Source organism: Thermodesulfobacteriota bacterium (genome assembly GCA_040755095.1).
Lineage (GTDB): Bacteria > Desulfobacterota > Desulfobulbia > Desulfobulbales > JBFMBH01 > JBFMBH01.
In genome coordinates, this window is record JBFMBH010000082.1 from 1 (window position 1) to 19,367 (window position 19,367).

Below are 19,367 nucleotides of genomic sequence, written 5' to 3' on the forward strand. Positions count from 1 at the left end.
TGGTGGCCGGCTCGGTGCCGGTGGACATGGCGCTCGCCGACGGCCAGGTCATCGAGCTGGAGGCGGGGCTCGCGGTGCGGGTGCTCCATACCCCGGGCCATTCGCCCGGCTCGGTCTCCTTCCTGCTGGAGGAGCAGGGGGTGCTGTGCTGCGGCGATGCGGTGCCGGTGGCCGGGGATCTGCCCATCTACGACGATGCCGCCACCAGCATCGCCTCCCTGCGCCGGCTGGCAGGGCTCGCCGGGGTGCGGCATCTTCTGTCCGCCTGGGCGCCGCCCCAGGCCGGGACGGCGGTGGCGGCCCATCTCGATGCTGGCCTGGCGGTCCTCGCCCGCCACCACCAGGTGGTGAGCGCCATTGCGGCCAGAGAGGGCGCCCAGCCGGCCCTTACGCTGTGCCGGCTGGCAGTGGCCGAGCTGGGCCTGCCGCCGGTGGCGGTCAATCCCCTGGTGGCCCGCTCCCTGGCCAGCCAAGTGGGACTGGATGCCGGCCTGTTCGCCCCGTTGCGCCACGGGCCGGCCTGGGAACGGGGCGTCCGGCGGGCTCTGCATCCGGGCCATGGTATTCGACCCTGACCGGCATCATCGCCAGTCCCTTCGCCTCAAGGGCTTCGATTATTCCCAGTCCGGGGCGTACGCGGTGACCATCTGCACTGGAGACCGCCTGTGCCTGTTCGGCGACGCGACGGAAGGCGGCGTGCAACGAAACGAATATGGAGAGATTGTTGCCGGGTGCTGGCTGGCGCTTGCCGGCCATTTCCCAACGGTGCCCCTGGATACCTGGGTGGTGATGCCCCACCACGTGCACGGCATTCTCGTCCTTGGCCAGCCGGTCTCGCCACTGGGCCCGGCGCCGGGAGGGGTGCCATCGCCAGGGTGCCCGTGCGAAACATGGACGGCGGAGGCGCAGGAGGCGCCGGCGCGCCCTGCCCATCCTCTGGCCTCCCCCATGGGACCAAGACCGCGATCGGTGGCCTCCATGGTCGGTTCGTTCAAGTCGGCTGCCGCGAGACAGATCAACGCGCGCCGTGGTACACCCGGTGCACCGGTCTGGCAACGCAGCTACTATGAGCACGTCATCCGCGATCAGGGCTCCTTGCAGCGCATTCGCCAATACATCGTGGATAACCCCGGCTGCTGGGCGACGGATCGTGAGAACCTGGGGAAAATCGTGGCGCCAGGGCGGGCCCCCGGCTGACGGAATCCGGCACGACGGCGCCATCCGGACAGCTGCAGACCACTGACCACCAAACGCGGAGGCCATACACCATGATCAGCCAGGAGCTGCTGGAGATCCTTGCCTGCCCGCAGTGCAAAGGCGCACTGACCCTCACCCCCCAGGGCGACGGCCTCATCTGTGCCGCCTGCCGGCTTCTCTACGAGATCCGGGACGACATCCCGATCATGCTGGTGGAAGAGGCCAGGAAGCTGCCCGCCGATACCCCGGCCCAGTAGGCGGTCAGCATCATGCCCTTCACCAGCGTCATCGTCACCACCTGTGACTGGCCCTCGGCCCTGGCGCGGGCCCTGGACGCCCTGGCCGCCCAGACCCGGCTGCCGGATGAGGTGATCGTGGCGGACGATGGCTCCGGAGAGCCGACCCGGCAGCTCATCCGCCGGCGCCAGGCCGACTTTCCGGTGCCGCTGGGCCATGTCTGGCAGGAGCACCAGGGCTTCCGGGCGGCCCGCATCCGCAACGCCGCCATCCGGCAGGCCCGCGGCCGGTACATCCTGCTCCTGGACGGCGACTGTCTGCCGGTGCGGCGCTGGCTGGCCGACCACCTGGAGATGGCGGAGCCCGGCGTCTTTGTGCAGGGCAAGCGGCTTCTGGTCGCCCAGGGGATGGCGGAGGCGTTTTCCGCTGCCGATCTGGACCGTCCCGGCCAGCTCTTCGGCCTGGCGGCCCGAGGCCAGTTGGGCAACGCCCATCATCTCCTGCCGGTGCCGCTCTGGCCCGCCCGCCGCAGCCGGCGGTTGGCGGGCATCAAGAGCTGCAACCTCGGACTCTGGCGCCAGGACCTGGAGGCGGTGAACGGCTTTGACGAGGCGTACGAGGGCTGGGGCCGGGAGGACTCCGACCTGGCCGGCCGGCTCTTCAAGTACGGGGTCATGAGGAAGGATCATCCCTTCCGGGCCCTGGTCTTCCACCTTGGCCACCCGAGCCGGGTGGATGGCCGGCTGGCCGAAAACGATCGGCGGCTCGCGGAGAGCTTGAGCCGGGCCGATTTCCGCTGTTGCCAGGGCCTGGTGCCCCCGGCTGGCACGGTGCCGGAGCGGCCGTGAGCGGACCGGCCCGCCTGCCCCTGTCGGTGGCCACCATCACCCGCAACGAGGCGGACCGGCTGCCGGCCTGCCTGGCCTCGGTGGCCTTTGCCGCCGAGACCGTGGTGGTGGATGGGGAGAGCACCGACAACACCGTGGCGGTGGCCAAGGCCCTGGGCGCCCGGGTGATCGTTGCCCCCTGGCAGGGCTTCGGCGTCCAGAAGCAGCGGGCCATGGATGCCTGCCAGGAGCCCTGGATCCTGCTCCTGGACGCCGATGAGCGCCTGCCGGCCGAGACCGCTGCCGAGCTGGCCGCCGCCATCGCCAACCCCGAGGCGCCGGCGGCCTTTTCCCTGCCCCGCAAGAATCTTTTTGCCGGCCGCTGGATCCGGCATGGCGGCTGGTGGCCGGACCGGACCGTGCGCCTCTTCCGGAAGGGTCGCGCCCGGATGGCCGCCCGGCTGGTGCACGAGGCCCTGGAGGTGGACGGCCCGGTGGCCGAGCTCTCCCAGCCCATCGTGCACGACACCAACCGGGATCTCGCCCAGGTCCTGGAGAAGATCAACCGCTACTCCAGCCTGGGCGCGGCAGAGCTCTTCCGCCAGGGCCGGCGGGCCGGCATCCTCACCGCGCTTTTCCGGGCCCTGTGGGCCTTTGTCCACAACTACCTGTTGCGGGCCGGCTTTCTCGATGGCCCTGAGGGCCTCGTCATCGCGGTCTCGGACGGGGTCAATACCTTCTACAAGTACGCCAAGCTCCGGGAGGCGGGCCGCCGCTCCCAGGACCTTCCGGCAGCCAGCTCCTGAGCCCTGCCCATGCCCGCAGCCATCCCGGACGACATCAGCTCCCGCTCCCTGCCGGTGACCAACCAGTGGGTGCTCGACATCCTGGCCGAACGTCAGCCCTGGCCCCGGCCCATCCTGGACCTGGGGGCCGGCGAAGGGTACCTTTCCGCCCTCATCGCCCGCCATCTGCTGGCACGAGGGGAGACGGACCTGGCTGGTGCCATCGTGGCCTGCGATCTTCTGCCCCAGTATTTCCGGGTGCCCGGCGTCCGGTGCCAGCAGGCGGATCTCAACGCAGCTCTGCCCTTTCCCGGCGCCTCCTTTGCGGCGGTCTGCTCGGTGGAGGTCATCGAGCACCTGGAGAACCATTTCCAGTTCGCCCGGGAGATCTACCGGATCCTGGCGCCCGGTGGCCTGGCCGTGATCACCACCCCCAACCTCTTGAACCTGCGCAGCCGTGCCAAGCAGTTTGCCTGCGGCTTCCCGGAGCTCTTCGATCCCCTGCCCCTGGATCCTGATCCCCGGGAGCTGGGCGGCCACATCCATCCGGTCTCCTGGTACTTTTTGGCCTATGCCTTGAGGAAGGCGGGCTTTGCCAACCTGGCCGTCCGGGTGGACCGCTACCGCCGCTCGGCCCTGTTCTGGGGGCTTTTCCTGGCCTGGCCCCTGCGGCTGGCCACGGCCGGCTACCGGCTGCTGCTGGGCCGCCGGTCCGGCAGCCTGGACAGCGGCAACCGCGGGCTTCTGGGGGCGATCAACTCCTGGCCCCTGCTCCTGGGCCGCACCCTGATCGTCACCGCCGAGAAGCCGCGATGACTCAAGAGATTACGATGATGGCGGTTGCCGGAAGAAGGGGCGGCGTCTATAATCCGCCCTTTGTGAGACTCCCCTGGCAGCGCTTCCTTCCTGGGCCTTGTTGATGGACCACGACGACACCACGAGCTCGGACCCAAAGACCGAACCCCGCCCCCTGGGCGAGCGTCTGGCTGCCCTGGCGGCCGGCCTGGCGCATCAGGCCCTGGACAGCCAGGAGCTGGACTGGGTGCTGGTGGGAGGGCTTTGCGAGCTGGCCTGCGCCGCAGATCCGACCATGAGCGACCTGGCCACCACGGCCCTCTACACCAGGGCCGTGGAAAGGCTGTGCGACGACTTCAGCCAGGCCGGGGTCTGGGCCACCAACCGCCTCCTGGCCTGCCTCATCCAGGAGGTGCGCCGCCGTCTGCCCTGGGGCCAGGAGCTGGACCGCCGCCTGGCCGAGCACGGCCTGGCCAGTCCCGCCCAGCTGGTGGAGCGCTGCGAGCTGCTTGCCCGGCCCCGGCCGGTGGAGAACCGCCACCGGGTCGAGCGGTGCCTGGTCCTGTCCCGGGTTACCATCGGCGCCGATATTGCCATCACCAGCGTCCTCTTGCAGCGGCTGGCGGCCGCCTTTCCGGCCGCTGAGCTGGTCCTGGTCGCGCCAAGGAAGCAGGCCCAGCTCTTCGGAGGCTGGCCACGGCTGTCCCTCGTCCCCATGGAGTATCCGCGCGGGGGTGGGCTGGCTGCCCGGCTGGGACAATGGCCCGCGCTGCACGACCAAGTGCGCCTTCTGGCTGGCAGCGCCCCGGATGATGGGCGCACCCTGCTCTTCGATCCCGACAGCCGGCTGACCCAGCTGGGTCTCCTGCCGGCCCTCCATGCCGACTGCACCCGTCTCTTCCCTTCCCGCCAGGCCTTGCCCGGCCTGCTCGGCCCCTCCCTGTCGGCCCTGGCCAACGACTGGCTGGACAGTGTGCTTGGCCCCGGCCCCTTTGCCTGGCCAGCGGTCTGGCTGGCCCCGGAGGACCAGGCGCGGGCAGCGGCGTTCCGGAGCCGCCTGACCGCCGCCGGCTGCCGGCATCTCGTGGTGGTCAACCTCGGGGTGGGTGGCAACGATCGCAAGCGGGTGGCTGGTGATTTCGAGGCCCAGCTTGTCTGTGGCCTGGCCAGGATGAGACCCGATACGGTGGTGGTCCTGGACTGCGGCGCCGGCGACGAAGGGGTGGCGCGCTGCCGGCTGGTGCTGGACGAGGCCGCCGGCCAGGGCCTGGCCAGCTGCCTCGTCCGGGAGGCCGAGATTCTGGAGCGCTTGCCCGTCCAGGGTTGCGGGGTGATCGGGGTCCAGGGATCCCTGGCCACCGTGGCCGGTCTCATCAACGTCGCCGACGGCTTTCTGGGCTACGACTCGGCCTGCGGCCACCTGGCGGCCGCCTTGGCGCGGCCGGCCGTGACCATCTTTGCCGGCGCCCCGCACCGCCGCTTCATCGAGCGCTGGCAGCCCCTGTCCCGGGCGGCTGGCCAGACCCTGGTGGCCGAGCCGGAGATGGCGCCGGCCGCGCTGGTCGGCCAAGTGGAGACGGCCATGGCAACGGTGCTGGCAGCCGCGGCCGGGAGCCGCCCATGAGCAGCCGGGCAGCACCGGCCCCGGAGCTGGCCGCGGCAGTGGCCCGCTTCCCCCAGGCCCGCATCCTGGTGGTGGGCGACGTCATTGTCGACCATTTCATCTGGGGCCAGGTGAGCCGCATCTCCCCCGAGGCGCCGGTGCCGGTGGTCAACGTGCGGCGGGAGAGTCTTCTTCTCGGGGGCGCTGCCAACGTGCTGCACAACATCCGGGCCCTGGGGGGTCAGGCCTGCCTGTGCGGGGTGGTGGGCAGCGACCCCGCCGGTGACCGGCTTTTCGAGCTGCTGGACGCCATCGACGCGCCGGCCACCGCCATCCTGCGCCACCCTGACCGCCCCACCTCCATCAAGACCCGGGTCATCGCCCACCACCAGCAGGTGGTTCGTTTCGACCGGGAGACCTGTGCCGATCTGGACCCCGCCAGCGCCGCCGCCCTGCTGGCCATGATCGGCCACGCCTTGGGGCAGGTGCAGGTGGTGATCGTCTCCGATTACGGCAAAGGGGTGGTCACCGGAGACCTGATGGCCGGTCTGGTGCCCATGGCTCGGGCGAAGGGCATCCCGGTGGTGGTGGATCCCAAGCCGCAGCACCGGGATCTCTTTGCTGGCGTCGGCCTGATCACCCCCAACCAGCTGGAGGCGGAGCGAATGGCCGGCCTGCCGGTGGACAGCGAGGCCGATCTGGTGGCCGCGGCCCAGGGCCTCCGGGAGCGCCTGGCCTGCGAGGCCGTGCTGGTGACCCGGGGCGAGGCCGGCATGACCCTGGTGGAACGGGACCGGCCGGCCTTGACCATCCCCACCCAGGCCCGGGAGGTGTTCGATGTCACCGGCGCCGGTGACACAGTGATCGCCACCCTGGCCCTGGGCCTGGCCGCCGGGCTGCCCCTGGCGGCTGCTGCCGCTCTGGCCAATGTCGCTGCCGGCATCGTGGTCGGCAAGCTGGGTACCGCCACCACCAGCCCCCAGGAGCTGACCGCCGCCCTGGCTGCGGCCGGCGCCGGGGATCCAGGAGCACCATGACTGACCGCCCCCTGAGCATGACCTCCTTCGGTCGCGGCCTGGCCGGCGAGCCGCCCCGCACCTGGACGGTGGAAATCCGTTCGGTGAACCACCGGTACTGCGAGATCAACGTCCGCCTGCCCCGGAGCCTTTCCGCCCTGGAGGATCGGGTCAGACGCGCGGTGGCCGGCGCCTTCGGCCGCGGCCGCATCGACGTCACCATCGACCAGGGCGGCGGGCCCCAGGCCGCCGTGCGCCTGTCCCTCAACACCGACCTCGCCCGCCAGTACCACGATTGTCTGCGGGAGCTGGCCACCAGCCTCGGCCTGCCGTTTTCAGCGGACCTGGCCCTGGTGGCGGCCTATCCGGATGTGATCGCCGCCACCCCGGTGAGCGACGATCCGGAAGGGGCCTGGCCCCTGGTGGCGGCCGCCCTGGAGCAGGCCCTGGCCGCAGCCCATGCCATGCGGGCCGCCGAAGGCCGGCATCTGCAGGCTGACCTTCTGGCCCGCCTGGACACCTTCGCCGCCACGGTCCAGGGCATCGAAGCCCAGGCGCCGGAGCTGGCCGCCCGCCGGCGGCAGGCCACGGAAGAGCGCCTGCAGCAGCTGCTGGGCACTTCCGGCCTGGACCCGGTCCGCCTGGCCCAGGAGTGCGCCATCCTCACCGATCGGACCGATGTCACGGAAGAGCTGGTGCGCCTGACCAGCCACCTGGGACAGTTCCGGAGCTTCCTCGCCCAGGACGAGCCGGTCGGCCGGCGCCTGGATTTCCTGGCCCAGGAGATCCTACGGGAGCTCAACACCCTGGGCGCCAAGATCAACGAGGCCGGCACCAGCCACGCCATCGTCGAGCTGAAGAACGAGCTGGAGCGGATCAGAGAGCAGGTGCAGAACATCGAGTGAGGTGCAGGATCATGGACGGCAAGGTCATCAATGTCGGGTTCGGCAACATCATTCTGGCCAGCCGCATGCTGGCGGTGGTCAATCCCAAGTCGTCGCCGGCCAAAAAGCTCAAGGACGACGCCAAGGCCAACAGCCGGCTGGTGGATGCCACCGAGGGCCGGCGCACCCGCTCGGTGATCGTCCTGGACAGCGGCCACGTGGTCCTGTCCTCGGTGCAGCCGGAGACCATCGCCCTGCGCCTGGCCACCTCCGGCGACGGCAAGATCGAGGCCCGGCTGCCGTGAGCGGTGGCAGTCTGTTCGTGGTCTCCGCCCCTTCCGGAGCCGGCAAGTCCACCATCCTGGGCCGGGTGATCGCCGGCACCCCCAACCTGACCTTCTCGGTCTCCCATACCACCCGCTCACCTCGGCCAGGAGAAGAGGACGGGGTCCATTACCACTTCGTCAGGCGGGAGGCGTTTGTGGCCATGCAGGCGGCCGGCGCCTTCCTGGAGTGGGCCGAGGTGCACGGCAATCTCTACGGCACCAGCCGCCTGGCGGTGGAGTCGCAGCTTGGCCAGGGGCTGGACGTGGTCCTGGACATCGATACCCAGGGCGCGGCCCAGATCCGGAGAAGCCGCGATCTGCCGGCCCTCTTCATCTTCATCCTGCCCCCTTCCTGGGCCGAGCTGGAGCGGCGGCTGCGGGGCCGCGGCACCGATCCGCCCGAGGTGGTGGCCCGCCGGCTGGCCAACGCCCGGCAGGAGCTGGCGAGCCTTCCCCTCTATGACTTTGCGGTCGAAAACGATTCCCTGGAGGAGGCGGTGGAGACCATGCGGGCCATCATCGTCGCCAGCCGCAGCCGCCGCCGCTGCCGGCCGGACGGCCGCCCCCTGCCGGTGCTGGCCATGCCAGAAAATCCTTGACGGCCGGGCGGTCTCTGGCATGGACTGGAAAAAGACGCGCAGGCGTCAGCGCCAGGAAGCCAGATCCCATGACCAGCCACGCCGCCAACCGGCTCATCCGCGAGAAGAGCCCCTACCTTCTCCAGCACGCCTTCAACCCGGTGGACTGGTACCCCTGGGGCGAGGAGGCCTTTGCCCTGGCACGGGCCCAGGGCAAAATCGTTTTTTTGTCCATCGGCTACGCCACCTGCCACTGGTGCCATGTCATGGAGCGGGAGACCTTCGAGGATCCGGCAGCAGCGGCGGTGATCAACCGCCTGAGCATCCCCGTGAAGGTGGACCGGGAGGAGCGCCCGGACCTGGACCAGATCTACATGGGGGTCTGCCACGCCTTGACCGGCGCCGGCGGCTGGCCGTTGACCATCTTCCTGACTCCGGAGCGGCTGCCCTTTTTCGCCGGCACCTATTTTCCGCCCCGCAGCCGGCAGGACCGTCTGGGCCTCCTGGACCTCCTGGAGCGGGCCGCCGGCCTGTGGCAGGAGCACCCGCAGCGGGTCATCCAGTCGGCCCAGGACATCGTCGACCACCTGCAGGCGGTCGTCGGCGAGGGCTGGCAGGGCCGGCTCCGCCCGGCGCTCCTCAAGGAGGCCGCCGAGACCCTGCGCCGGACCTTCGACAGCCGCCGGGGCGGCTTCGGTCCGCCGCCCAAGTTCCCCACGCCCCACAACCTGATCTTCCTCCTGCGCCGAGCCCGGCGTCTCGCTGATCCCAGCCTCCTCCCTCTGGTGGAGACCAGCCTGGTGGCCATGCGGCAGGGGGGGATCTGGGACCAGCTGGGCGGCGGCTTCCACCGCTACGCCACCGACGCCGACTGGCTTGTGCCCCACTTCGAAAAGATGCTCTACGACCAGGCAGGCCTGGCCATGGCCTGCCTGGAGGCCTGCCAGGCCTGCGGCCGCGCCGAATTCGGCACCATGGCCGCCGAGATCCTCCAGTACGTGGACCGGGACCTGACCGGCCCGGAAGGCGCATTCTGGGCAGCGGAGGATGCCGACACCGAGGGGGTGGAAGGCAAATACTACCTGTGGCGCCGCTCCGAGATCCTGGAGCGCCTGGGGGTCTGCGAAGGGGACCTGTTCTGCCGGGTCTACGGGGTGCGGGAAGAGGGCAATTTCCGGGATGAGGCCAGCGGCCAAGTCTCCGGCCAGAACATCCTGCACCTGACCAGACCCCTGGACGCCTGGGCCCGGGAGCTGGCGCTGCCCCTGGCCGAGCTGGAGGCCCGCCTGGCCGCCAGCCGCCAGCAGCTGCTCGCCGCCCGGGTCCGCCGGGTGCGACCTGCCCGGGATGACAAGGTGGTGGCTGGCTGGAACGGTCTCATGATCTCGGCCCTGGCGCGGGCGGCCACCGTTCTGGAGGACGAGCGCTATGCCCGGCAGGCAGAGCAGGCCCTGGCCTTCGTGCTCGGCACCATGATGCCGGCCGGCCAGCTCCACCGGCGCTGGCGGCAGGGGGAGTTGGCCGTGCCGGCCTTTGCCGAAGACTACGCCTTCCTGGCCCGGGCCTGCCTGGACCTCTACCGGGCCACCTTCCAGGCCGAGCACCTGCGCCAGGCCCTGACCCTGGCCAACGAGCTGTGGCACCGCTTCCGGGATGAGGCCCACGGCAATCTCTTCGACACGGCCCACGATGCCGAGGCCCTGGTGCTGCGACCCAAAGAGGTGTATGACGGCACCACCCCGTCCGCCAACTCGGTGGCCCTGGAGGTGTTTGCCCGCCTCGGTCTGCTCTTGGCCGCCCCCGCCTGGACAGAGCGGGCCCAGGCCCTGGCCTCGGCCTGCGCCGGTCGGGTGGAGACCTACCCGGCCGCCTTCTGCCAGTTTTTGACCGGTGCAGCGCTCCTCCTGGAGCCCGGCCGGCAGGTGGCGATTGCCGGCCCTCCGGAGGCCGCCGGCACCAGGGCCCTGCTGGCGGTCCTTGGCAGCACCTACTGCCCGGAGACCCAGGTGCTCCTGGCCGCACCCGGCGAGGAGACGGTGGCCGAGCTGGCGCCCTTTACCCGCGCCATGCACACCGGAGACGGCCGGGCCTGGGCCCAGGTCTGCCAGGGAACAAGCTGCCTGGACGCCATCGCCGAGCCGGAGAAGCTGCGCCGCCTGCTGGCCGTGCCGCCTGCGGGGTGACCGGGCAGGCTTCAGGGGACAGGCCACGGATCCGACCCGCCGGACCCGCCGGACGCGTCCGACCGCCCCCATGCCGTGGAGCAGGGAATGCCATGCACAAGGAGCCAGAGGGAAAAGGGGAGGCCGAAGACCGCATCTGGGGGGTGAACCCGGTGCTGGAGCTGCTGCGGCTGCAGCCGGCCCGGGTGATCGAGGTCACCGTCCTCAGACGGCGACCAGACGCCCGCATCGCCGAGATCATCGGCCTGTGCCGCCAGCACGGGGTGAAGCTCCGGCAGGGGACAGGGCGGCCGGGGCTTGACCGCCAGGAGGCCCACCAGGGGGTGGTGGCGGCAGTCAGCCCCTTTGCCTACCTCCCCCTGGACGACCTCCTGGCCCAGGTGGCCGGACGGCCGGAGGCGGTGCTCGTGCTCCTGGACGGCATCGAGGACCCCCGCAACCTGGGGGCCGTCATCCGGGCGGCAGCGGCAGCGGGCGCCGACGGCCTCATCCTGACCAAGGATCGGGCGGCGCCCCTGTCGGCTGCCGCGGTGAAGGCCTCCGCCGGCCTGGCGGCCCGGCTGCCGGTGTGCCGGGTCACCAACCTCGGCCAGGCCATGACCCGCCTCAAAGAGGCCGGCTTCTGGCTGCACGGCACCGCGGCCGACGCACCGGCCTCCTTGTACCAGACCGACCTGGCCGGCCGGATCGGCCTGGTGGTGGGGAGTGAGGGCCGGGGCATCCGGCCCGGTGTCCGCCGCCATCTCGACGGCCTGGTGGCTATTCCCATGGCAGCCGGGGTCGAGTCCCTGAACGTTGCGGTGGCCGCCGCGGTGGTGCTGTTCGAGATCCGCCGCCGCCACCTGGCCGCAGCTACCGCCGCTTCCTGCCCTCGGTCTTGCCCATAAGAGACGCTGCCAGCTTCTCCCCCAGGGTGCCCAGCCTGGGGCCGGCCTCCCGGCGGATCTCCGAGAGGGTTGCCTGGTAGTCCGCCTCCTCCCGGGCCTTGACCTTGACCTCGTCCTCGGCCAGGGACAGGGCGATCCGCCGGGAATCTCCATCCACCCCCTTGATGCGCACCCGCACCTCCTGGCCCTCCTGCACCACCTCCCGGGGATGGTTGATCCGGCGGCCCTGGCCCATCTCCGAGATATGCACCAGGCCATCCACCCCGGGGGCCAGGGTGACGAAGGCGCCGAAGGCGGTGAGCCGGGCCACCACACCGTCGTGCCACGAGCCCTCGGCAAAGCCCTGGGCTGCGGTGAGCCAGGGATCCTCGGCCAGCTGTTTGAGGCTGAAGGTGAAGCGGTTGGCCTCCCAGTCCAGCTTGAGGATCCTGACCTCCACCTCCTGGCCTTCGGCGAGCACCGAGGCAACAGCGGCCCGCCGGTCCCAGGAGAGCTCCGAGGCGGGAATCAGGCCCTCGATGCCGGCCACCTCCACAAACACCCCGAAGGGCCGGCTGCCGGTCACCCGGCCGCGCACGGTCATCCCTTCCTCAAGGGTCTGCCGGGCCTCCTGGCGCTGCCGCTCCCGCTCCGCCTCCAGGATTGGACGCCGGGAGAGGACGATGTTGCGCCCCCCCTCGCCGTAGTTGGTGATCATGAAGGCCAGGCGCTGGCCCAGGTAGGCGGCAGGCTCACCCACCCGGCGCAGGTCCATCTGGGAGAAGGGGCAGAAGGCCCGGCGGCCGCCAGCCACCTGCACGGAGAAGCCACCCTTGACCTCGCCGGTCACCGTGCCCTCCACCGGGATGCCGGTCTGCCAGGCCTGCTCCAGCTCGGCCGCCGATGCCGCCCCGGAGCCGACGCCGGTGGTGAACACCAGCCCCTGGCTGTCCCGTCCCAGAAAGAAGGCCCGCACCGGATCCCCCACCATAACCGTCAGGGTCCCGGTCTCGTCCTCCAGCTCCCGGCGGGGGATGACCCCCTCCGACTTGGCGCCCACATCGATGAACACCGATTCCTGGCCGATGCTGGTGACCCGGGCCTCCACCTTCTGGCCCGGGGTCAGGCTGGGAGGGGCCAAGCCCTCCTGGGCAAAAAGATCGGCGAAGCTGCCTTCGTCCTCCTGGGGATGCTCCTTGTCGTCCTGCATAGATGAAGCCTCGTAAGACAGGTTGAGGGTGTGGAGTGGTCAGGCCGCCTCGGCCAGCACCCCTGCCAGGGCGGCCAGGAGGGCCTGATTGGCGGCCGGCGGTCCCGCAGATACCCGGAAGTAGCGGTCATCGAGCCCGACGAAGCTCGAACAGTCCCGGATCATGACCCGCCGCTCCAGAAGCATTGTGCGCAGCCAGGCGGCCGACTGGCCCGCGGCCAGCCAACAGAGCACAAAGTGGGCCCGGCCCGGCAGCGGCCGCACCCCGGGCAGGCCGGCCAGGCCAGCCACCAGGGCCGGGCGGGCCTGGGCCAGATAGGCCCGCACCGCCTCCTCCTGGGCCCGGCCGTGGGCCAAGAGATACAGGCCGGCCAGCTGAGCGAGCCGGTTGACCCCCCAGGGCCGGCGTTGGCTCTCCAGCCGCTGGAGCAGATCCGGCGCCCCGGCCAGGAACCCCAGGCGCAAGCCAGGGATCGAGTAGATCTTGGAAAAGGAAGCCAGGACCAGGAGGTTGGCTGGCAGGGCCTCCGAGAGCAAGGAATCGCCGGTGCAGAAAGGCCGGTAGGTCTCATCCACCAGGAACAGCGAGCGGGGGGCCGCTGCCGCCAGCTGCCGCAGCTCCCGGCTGGCCACCAGCCCGCCGGTGGGGTTGTTGGGATTGCACAGCGCCACGAGATCCCCGGGCGCCAGATCCTCAAGGAGCTGCTCGGGCCGGAAACGGAAATCCTCGGCCGAGCTCAGCAGCCAGTGACGGACCTGGCGGCCTGCCCATTCGCTGGCCAGGGCATAGTCACTGTACGTGGGACCGATCACCAGGGTCCGGCCGCGGCCCAGGGCCGCCGGCAGGGCAAAGATGAATTCGGTGGTGCCGCTGCCCACCAGCACGGCCTCCGCCGGCAGGCCGTGGGCCTGGGCAAAGGCCGCCTGCAGGGTTTCGCTGCCTGTCTCGGGCAGGCAGGCGATCTGGGGCAGATGGCCGGCCAGATGCAGCAGCAGATCCGGTGGCGGCCCCAGGGGCGAGAGGTTGCTGGAGAGATCGACAAGCTCGTCCACCCGGCAGCCGAGGCGCCGGGCGGTGGCCAGGATATCCCCGCCGTGCGGGCCGATCATGGCTGCCCTCCTGGTGCGGCCTCGGGCACCGCCAGGGCCAGGCAGCGCCCAGCGGACTGGAACAGCAGCCTCTTCGCCACCAGCTCGGCCAAAAAACCCTCCAGGGCCGGCGGTCGTACCTGGGGAAAGGCGACCTGGAGCTCGCTCAAGGCCACCGGCTCCTGGCAAGCCAGGTAGATGGCCCGGGAGGTGCCGGCCAGACGGTGGCGGAGCACCTGGCCTGCCGCGGTCTCCTGGCGCAGGAGCAGGAAGTCACCCCCCTCGCGAAAGGAGAGCAAGGGGCGCTCGACCGCCGTCGCCCCCCGGCGTCGATGGTAGCGCTGCCACTCCCGGACCCGGCGCACCACCGGCGCCCAGAGCCGGGCCTGGGCACCGCGGTCCCCGGCATAGCCTTTGACCGGAAAGGCCAGAGCCCGCCCCAGGCCGGGGCCGAACAACCGCCGCCACGTGGGATGGGGAAAGACGGCCCGGATGCCGAAGCGGGCCGGGTCCTGGTCCACCGGGCTGCCGTGTCCCAGGAAGAAGAACGCCAAGTCCAGAGGGGAACAGGGGAAGACCAGGTCCAAGACGGTCAGGGTCTCTTGAACGTCAACCTCGGTGCTGCCCGGAAAACCGATCATCAGGTTGCCGGAGAGCCTGATCCCGGCCGCCAGCGCCGCACGCATGCTGCTGACGTTGTCCATGACCGTGGTGCCCTTGGCCATGCGCGCCAGAAGGCCGGCAGCCAAAGCCTCGATGCCCACCTGGATCTCCCGCAGGCCGCCCGCCCTCATCCGCGCCAGCTCCGCCGTGCTGGCGCCGGCCCGCAGCTCGGCGAAGGCCCGGTAGTCCCGCTTCTGGGCGGCCATGGTGGCGAAGAGCTCTGCGGCCGGGCCCGGCGGCAGGGCATTGTCCATGAAGGCCAGATCCAAGAGCCGGTGCCGGCTAGCAAGAACCGCCACCTCGGCGGCCACCTGGGACGCCTTTTTCGGCCGATAGCCTTGCCACTGCAGGTTGAGGCTGCAGAAAGCGCACCGCCGCCAGGGACAGCCCCGGGACAGCTCCACCGGGAGATCCGGAAAGAAGGCGGCCGGGCCGAACAGCTCACCCAATGCGGTGAAATAGTCCCGGTAGTCCGGAGCCGGCAGCCGGGCCAAATCCACCGCCCGGGCCGGTGCCCCCGGCCCGCTGCCCGGACCTGTGGCCAGAACCCCGGCCGGCAGCTCCGCCACCTCCCCGGCCAGGAACCGGCACAGGCCCAGGAGGGCGGCTTCGCCTTCCCCGGGCACCACGAAGTCGATCTCCGGACAAGCCGCCGCAAGGGCCGCCCCCAGCTCACCGGCGCAGGAGGCGCCACCGGCCACGATCCGAACCGCCGGCGCCCGGTCCTTGATGCCACGGATGGCGGCCAGGCTGGCTGCCAGCTGGCCGTAGCAGATGGAAAAGCCCACCAGCCGGTAGCTGGTCCAATCCACCTCCCCCAGCCAGGTCCCCAGATGCGCGGCCAGGCCGCGGGAGACGGTGGCCGGCGTCTCCTGGCCCCGGTGGCGGAGCCGGCGCCAGGCGCGGCCAGCCACTGCCAAGGCCGCCGGTGCCTGGTCAGGATCGAGGAGGGCGGCGTACAAAGCCTCGGCCAGCCAGAGGCTCTGGGAGATCTCGTGGTAGAGGCCGGTGCCCAGGTGGGCCGCCACCGCCAGGAAGGGGTGCAGGCAATCCACCCGCCCCTGGGGCCACTCCTGGGCCAGATAGGCCTTGAGAATCCCCAGCTGGATGGGGGGCCGGTTGAAGAGCGGCCAGGGCATGGCCACCAGGGCCACCCGGAAAGAATCACCCACGCCGGCCCTCAGCGCTGCTCGATGACCTCGGTCTCCGGAGGGGGCGTGAAGACGAACAGGTCGTCCCCCAGGGGGCGATTGACCTCGAGGTTCTCGAAATAGAGATCGGTGCTGCCACCGAAATGGTCCTCGATGCGCAGCCGTTGGATGCGGTAGTCGGTCTTGGCCACCCAGACGTGCAGCCGCTCCAGCTGGGGATGGGGTGCCTTCGGGGTGAGCACCACCGCATACTGGTCCTGTCCGCCGGGATCCTCGTCCGAGGGCGCCGCCACGAAATCCCGGCTCAGATCGCCCTTGCCGGCAAAGAAGCTGTAGGTGACGTCGGACTCCAGGGCCTCCCGGGCCGACGAGACGATCATCTGCCGGGACTTCTCGAAATACATGAGCAGCCGGTCGCCGTCCGACACCAGCACCTGGGGATCGGGGGCCACGTAGTCCCAGCGCATCCGGCCCGGCTTCTTGAACATCACCTGCCCCCGGGCCTGCCGGTCCCGGGAGGCCACCTTCATACGGGTCACCTGCCGGAAATCGGCCACCAGGGTGGCCGCCTTTTCATACTGGGCCTGCAGCCCGGCCACCACATCGTCCGCCGTCAGGGCGGCGGCCGGCGCCGGCCCCAGCTTCAGTGTCCAGCCGCCGGGGGCTGCCAGCAGCAGGGTCAGCACCGTCAGCACACGCCATGGCCTCTTCATGATTGCACCTCTTGTGCCTATCCGTCAGATGAGCGCTCCGGACAAAAGCCGGCCAGCCATCCCTCGAACCGGCCAGCCCCGGAGGGCAGCCCAACGATACCTGAGCACCCGGCCGGTGACAAGACCTGGCCCCCGGGCCGCTCCCTCACACCTTCTCCAGATGCACCGGCCGGCCAAAGATGGCCTGGGCGGTGGCCGCCGCGGCCGGGGTCCAGTCCGAAACAAAGAAGCGATCCGGCGCCTGACCGGCCAGGGCGGCGGCCAGGCCCGGATCCTGGTCCAGAAAGCGCGCCAGGGCAACCGCCACCTCCTCGGAGGAGTCGATGATCCGCACCCGGCGGCCGATCCGGATCTGAATCAGATGCTTCAACAACGGGTAATGGGTGCAGCCGAGGATGAGGGCCTCCACCTGCCGCGCCTTCAGTGGGGCCAGATAGCGCCGCAGGATCATCTTGGTCTCCTGGCGGCTGGTCCAGCCCTCCTCCACCAGGGGAACGAGCAGGGGGCAGGGCTCGGCATCCACCTCCAGGCCCGGCACCGCCTCCTTGAGGCCCCGCTCGTACACCCCGCTTTGCACCGTGGCCCGGGTGCCGATGACGCCAATCCGGCGGAACCGGCCTTCCCGGGCCACGGTAGCGATCACCGGCGAGATCACCTCGAAGATCGGCACCGGGAACTCCCGGCGCAGCACCTCCGGAGCGACGCTGGAAGCAGTGTTGCACGCCACCACCACCACCCGCGCCCCCTTTTCCAGAAGGAAGGCGGTGTTCTGGCGGGAATAGTCGAGGATGGTCTCCGGGCTCTTGCTGCCGTACGGGGTCCGGGCCAGATCCCCGAAATAGAGGAAGGGATAGCCGGGCATGAGCTGCCGGATAGCCCGGGCTACGGTCATACCGCCGACCCCGGAATCGAAGATACCGATCATAGCGCGGTCTGCCTCTTCAGCGAACAAAAACAGGGGTTGCCGGGGGAAAGCCCCGGCAACCCCTGAGAGGGTTGATGCTGGGTCTGTCAGGCGATCCGGATCACTTGGCCTTGATCCGGCCCTGGACGTTGTGGGCGATGCCGTGGCAGGCGCCGCAGGTGCCGAACTGCTTGAGCATGGCCTCGCCGTGCGGCGTGCCGTGGCAGCGCTGGCACTCGGGGATCTCACCATGGCGCGGATGGCATTTGGCGCAGGTCAGGGCGGTGTGGCGGGTGCGGCTGGCCTGCAGCTCGTTGTACACCTCGCCGTGGCACGGGGCGCAGTTGATCTGCGGCTCCTCCGCCGGGAAGGCGATGTTCTTGGGCTGATGCGGGTTGCTGTGGCAGCGCTGGCAGTCGGCGATGGTCTGCCCCTGCTTGTGCGGCTCGTGGCAGGTGAAGCACTCGGGGATCTTGCCGTGCTCGTCATGGCAGCCGGCGCAGGTCACCTCGGTGTTGTGCTTGGAGTTGGCGGCCCGGACCTCGTTCAGCACCCGGGCGTGGGACTCGTTCTTGTGGCAAGGCGCGCAGTAGGCCTGCGGCGTCTCGGCGCTGTACTTGATCTGCAGCGGGCTGTGGACCGGATGGCAGCCCAGGCACACCGAATCGTCCACGCCCAGCAGATGGAACGGCAGGCCGCCTTCCTGGCTGTGGCACATGGTGCACTTGGGGATGTAGCCGTGGGAGGTATGGCAGTCGTTGCAGGCCACCTGGCTGTGCTTGCTCGGGTACTGCTTGAGGGCCTGGGGCGGGCCACTGTGGCAGCGCTGGCACTGGTCGCCGGTGACATCCGGAATCACCAGGGGTGCGTGGGCGTTGCTGTGGCAGCTGCCGCACTTCTGGACCACTTGGTCGTTGCCATGGGGCAGGCCGTGACAGGTGCCGCACTTCGGGATGGCGTCGGCGTACTCCACCTTGCCCGGGGCATAGGTGTGATACGCGGTATGGCAGAAGACGCATGGCAGCTGGTGACGAGCGCCCTTCTGCTGCAGCAGGGTGAAAACCCCGATATGGCACTGGGCGCACTGCTCCATGGACAAGGGCTGGACATCCTTGTCATAGAGGGGCGGCCGTGCCGGCACCTGCCCGACCTCGGCGGTGAGGTGCACCGGACCCCCCTGCCGGGCCGGCTCCTTGACCTTGGCCGCCGCCTCCGGGGCCTTTTTCGGGGCAGCCCAGGCCACGCCAGCCGTCGTGCCGGTCGCCAGCAGGACCACCGCCCCCAACCCAACCAAACCACCGATCAGCCTGCGCACATGTTCCGTCTTCATCCTGGCTATCTCCCCCTCCTCACTGATGAATAGTGACTATGTCCTCGAGCGGCCGCCTTGGCCGCCCCCCAGGTCTCCAATCGGGGTCGGTCAGCGTGGCCACCGGTCCTCCCGGCCAAACACCTTCCACAAAAAACAGACCAGAGGCCGGTCGCCCAGCCTGGCTTCTCCCTGGTCTAGACCACCAGATCGTGGGGATCCTGGTGGCACTGCAAACAGTCCGGGAACCTCTCCAGCAGGCTGTCCGGATGGGGCTTGGTGTGGCAGGCGCCGCAGCTCGGGATCACCCGGTGCTCCCGCCGGTGGCAGTATGCGCACACCAGGCCAGCGTGCTTGCTGGTGTCCTTGGACAGACGCTGGAAGATCTCCCCGTGGCAGCCACCGCAGACCGCCGACGGTGTGTCGTCCTGGTAAGTGACCGGCCGCGGACTGTGCGGCTGGTGGCAGACGAGGCATTCCTCGTAGACCTGTCCTTGCGCGTGGGGCTCGTGGCAGGACAGGCAGTCCAGAATGGTCTTGTGCCGTCCGGGATGGCACAGGGTGCAATTCTGCTCCGCGTGCCGCGTCGGCTTCGTGCGAAACTCCTCGCCCTTCTCCCCGTGACAGGACAGACAGCCCGCCGTGGTCTCCGGGCTGTCTTCCGGCTCGATCAGCAAGGGGGAATGCGGATTGGCATGACACCCCAGGCAGTTATCCAGCTCGTAGTGGCCGCTGCCGCCGTGGCACATCGCGCATTCCGGCACGGTATCCACGCCGAGAGGCAGATGCTCGGGATGGCATTCCAGGCAGGTGACGGCCGTCTTGTGCCTGCCGCCGTTGGCCTCGATGGCCGCCGGCTCGGCATCATGACACTTGGCGCAGTCGCCCTCGTTGAGGAGGGCCTCCGGATCGGCCTCCGGGGCGGCTGCCGCCAGCACCGCCGCTGGTGCCGCCGGGCTTGCCTCGGGGGGCGGCGCCTCGACCCCCGCGCCGGCCTTGTCTTCGGCCTTCTTGTCCTCAACTGCGGGTGG

Annotated in this window: 20 protein-coding genes; 13 read left to right on the top strand and 7 right to left on the bottom strand. The window is 70.2% G+C overall.

Translation table 11 applies throughout. From position 1 onward, the window contains the following. The 13 genes from AB1634_12485 to rlmB all read left to right on the top strand — a co-directional run. The coding region (locus AB1634_12485) for an MBL fold metallo-hydrolase (protein MEW6220334.1) at window positions 1–575 on the top strand (575 nt) is incomplete at its 5' end. Then, window positions 559–1,197, top strand: a complete 639-nt coding sequence (locus AB1634_12490; GenBank protein MEW6220335.1) for a transposase — start codon at window positions 559–561, stop codon at window positions 1,195–1,197. The genes AB1634_12485 and AB1634_12490, both read left to right, overlap by 17 nt. 71 nt (window positions 1,198–1,268) lie before the next feature. Continuing rightward, window positions 1,269–1,454, top strand: a complete 186-nt coding sequence (locus AB1634_12495) for a Trm112 family protein (protein ID MEW6220336.1) — start codon at window positions 1,269–1,271, stop codon at window positions 1,452–1,454. A 12-nt stretch (window positions 1,455–1,466) separates the two neighbouring features. Further along, window positions 1,467–2,282, top strand: coding sequence for a glycosyltransferase (locus tag AB1634_12500; protein MEW6220337.1), 816 nt, complete (start codon window positions 1,467–1,469; stop codon window positions 2,280–2,282). Then, window positions 2,279–3,067: a glycosyltransferase family 2 protein gene (locus AB1634_12505; protein ID MEW6220338.1), complete on the top strand. Its 789-nt coding sequence runs from the start codon at window positions 2,279–2,281 to the stop codon at window positions 3,065–3,067. Before AB1634_12500 ends, AB1634_12505 begins: the two co-directional genes overlap by 4 nt. A gap of 9 nt (window positions 3,068–3,076) precedes the next feature. Continuing rightward, window positions 3,077–3,862 (top strand): class I SAM-dependent methyltransferase, encoded by a 786-nt coding sequence (locus tag AB1634_12510; protein ID MEW6220339.1) that lies wholly within the window; start codon window positions 3,077–3,079, stop codon window positions 3,860–3,862. Between the two features lie 103 nt (window positions 3,863–3,965). Next, window positions 3,966–5,465: a glycosyltransferase family 9 protein gene (locus AB1634_12515; protein MEW6220340.1), complete on the top strand. Its 1,500-nt coding sequence runs from the start codon at window positions 3,966–3,968 to the stop codon at window positions 5,463–5,465. Next, window positions 5,462–6,481 carry a D-glycero-beta-D-manno-heptose-7-phosphate kinase gene (gene rfaE1 / locus AB1634_12520; GenBank protein ID MEW6220341.1) on the top strand — a complete coding sequence of 340 codons (1,020 nt, stop codon included), beginning with the start codon at window positions 5,462–5,464 and terminating at the stop codon, window positions 6,479–6,481. Before AB1634_12515 ends, rfaE1 begins: the two co-directional genes overlap by 4 nt. Continuing rightward, window positions 6,478–7,365 carry a YicC/YloC family endoribonuclease gene (locus tag AB1634_12525; protein ID MEW6220342.1) on the top strand — a complete coding sequence of 296 codons (888 nt, stop codon included), beginning with the start codon at window positions 6,478–6,480 and terminating at the stop codon, window positions 7,363–7,365. The genes rfaE1 and AB1634_12525 overlap by 4 nt, the downstream gene beginning before the upstream one ends. A gap of 11 nt (window positions 7,366–7,376) precedes the next feature. Next, window positions 7,377–7,649, top strand: a complete 273-nt coding sequence (locus tag AB1634_12530) for a DUF370 domain-containing protein (protein ID MEW6220343.1) — start codon at window positions 7,377–7,379, stop codon at window positions 7,647–7,649. Beyond that, a complete protein-coding gene (gmk, locus tag AB1634_12535) occupies window positions 7,646–8,269 on the top strand; it encodes a guanylate kinase (GenBank protein ID MEW6220344.1) in 624 nt (207 codons plus the stop codon). Before AB1634_12530 ends, gmk begins: the two co-directional genes overlap by 4 nt. A gap of 68 nt (window positions 8,270–8,337) precedes the next feature. Continuing rightward, window positions 8,338–10,431, top strand: a complete 2,094-nt coding sequence (locus AB1634_12540; protein MEW6220345.1) for a thioredoxin domain-containing protein — start codon at window positions 8,338–8,340, stop codon at window positions 10,429–10,431. A 92-nt stretch (window positions 10,432–10,523) separates the two neighbouring features. Further along, window positions 10,524–11,318 carry a 23S rRNA (guanosine(2251)-2'-O)-methyltransferase RlmB gene (gene rlmB / locus AB1634_12545; GenBank protein MEW6220346.1) on the top strand — a complete coding sequence of 265 codons (795 nt, stop codon included), beginning with the start codon at window positions 10,524–10,526 and terminating at the stop codon, window positions 11,316–11,318. Here the strand turns inward: rlmB and rpsA are convergent. From rpsA to AB1634_12580, 7 genes are all read right to left on the bottom strand, one after another. After that, window positions 11,284–12,507: a 30S ribosomal protein S1 gene (gene rpsA / locus AB1634_12550; GenBank protein MEW6220347.1), complete on the bottom strand. Its 1,224-nt coding sequence runs from the start codon at window positions 12,505–12,507 to the stop codon at window positions 11,284–11,286. The genes rlmB and rpsA overlap by 35 nt on opposite strands. Window positions 12,508–12,546: 39 nt before the next feature. Next, window positions 12,547–13,617, bottom strand: a complete 1,071-nt coding sequence (locus tag AB1634_12555) for an aminotransferase class I/II-fold pyridoxal phosphate-dependent enzyme (protein MEW6220348.1) — start codon at window positions 13,615–13,617, stop codon at window positions 12,547–12,549. After that, complete coding sequence (locus tag AB1634_12560) at window positions 13,614–15,431, bottom strand: RiPP maturation radical SAM C-methyltransferase (GenBank protein ID MEW6220349.1); 1,818 nt, start codon at window positions 15,429–15,431, stop codon at window positions 13,614–13,616. The genes AB1634_12555 and AB1634_12560 overlap by 4 nt, the downstream gene beginning before the upstream one ends. An 8-nt stretch (window positions 15,432–15,439) precedes the next feature. Next, window positions 15,440–16,123, bottom strand: coding sequence for an outer membrane lipoprotein carrier protein LolA (locus AB1634_12565; GenBank protein MEW6220350.1), 684 nt, complete (start codon window positions 16,121–16,123; stop codon window positions 15,440–15,442). Between the two features lie 145 nt (window positions 16,124–16,268). Then, window positions 16,269–17,048, bottom strand: a complete 780-nt coding sequence (gene murI / locus AB1634_12570; protein MEW6220351.1) for a glutamate racemase — start codon at window positions 17,046–17,048, stop codon at window positions 16,269–16,271. A gap of 100 nt (window positions 17,049–17,148) precedes the next feature. Beyond that, complete coding sequence (locus AB1634_12575) at window positions 17,149–18,357, bottom strand: hypothetical protein (protein MEW6220352.1); 1,209 nt, start codon at window positions 18,355–18,357, stop codon at window positions 17,149–17,151. Window positions 18,358–18,533: 176 nt separating this feature from the next. Continuing rightward, window positions 18,534–19,367, bottom strand: an 834-nt coding sequence (locus tag AB1634_12580; protein MEW6220353.1) for a cytochrome c3 family protein, incomplete at its 5' end; no start/stop codon positions are given.